This window comes from Mesorhizobium sp. M2E.F.Ca.ET.209.01.1.1 (assembly GCF_004010375.2).
Classification (GTDB): domain Bacteria; phylum Pseudomonadota; class Alphaproteobacteria; order Rhizobiales; family Rhizobiaceae; genus Mesorhizobium.
This window is the reverse complement of sequence record NZ_SADP02001161.1, coordinates 1-251: the sequence shown is the minus strand read 5'-3', so window position 1 is coordinate 251 and position 251 is coordinate 1. Positions and strand designations below refer to the sequence as shown.

The 251-nt window shown below is 65.3% G+C and carries 1 protein-coding gene; it reads left to right on the top strand.

Going from position 1 to position 251, the window contains the following annotated elements; translation table 11 throughout:
* Positions 1-5 precede the first annotated feature (5 nt).
* Positions 6-251, top strand: a 246-nt coding sequence (locus EN852_RS39550) for an FAD-binding protein (RefSeq protein ID WP_189546654.1), incomplete at its 3' end; no start/stop codon positions are given.

Sequence of the window (251 nt, the reverse complement as noted above, 5' to 3'; positions counted from 1 at the left end):
AGGCGGTGCCGTTGTCGTTTGTCGACGCGCTCCGCGATGTCGTCGGCGCTTCGAATGTGCGCACCGGAGAGGATACCGAGGCGATCGACCTTGGCTCGAATGGCGCGAATTGTGGCGCCGGCATCGTCGTTGCGCCTTTATCGACCGGTGAAGTCGCGGCGGTGGCGCGCATCTGTCACCAGAACGGGATCGCGATCGTGCCGCAAGGTGGAAAGACAGGCCTGGTCGGCGGCAGTGTTTCGCGGCCAGGC